We start from the raw sequence: 456 nt of genomic DNA on the forward strand, positions 1-456 counted from the left end.
CCGCGCCGCATCCGCCGCATCATCACGAACCTCGTCGGCAACGCGATCGAGCACGGCGAGGGCCGCCCGATCATCGTCACGATCGACTCCAACGCGAACGCGGTCGGGGTGACCGTCCGCGACAGCGGGATCGGCATGAGCGCCGAGCACGCCGCGCGCGTCTTCGACCGCTTCTGGCGGGCCGACCCCTCCCGCAAGCGCACCCTGGGCGGCAGCGGCCTCGGCCTCGCCATCGCCCAGGAGGATGCCGAGGTGCACGGCGGCGCGCTCGAGGCCTGGTCCCGGCCCGGCTTCGGCACCAACATGCGGCTCACCCTGCCCCGCCGCGAGGGCACCCAGGTGCTCGTCTCACCGCTGCCGCTCGTCCCCTCGGATGCCCCCGCCGGCTCCGAACCGCCCGCCCGCCGCAGCGTCAGCCGCGTCGTGCGCAAGTTTCGGAAACGAGGCGAATCATGA

At 73.5% G+C, this 456-nt stretch carries 1 protein-coding gene; it reads left to right on the top strand.

Features of this window, described 5'->3' with window-relative positions:
• Positions 1 to 456: ATP-binding protein (locus OOT08_RS12415; protein WP_325093055.1), on the top strand; the 456-nt coding region annotated here is incomplete at its 5' end.

The organism is Leucobacter sp. M11 (assembly GCF_035726885.1).
Classification (GTDB): domain Bacteria; phylum Actinomycetota; class Actinomycetes; order Actinomycetales; family Microbacteriaceae; genus JAPFRB01.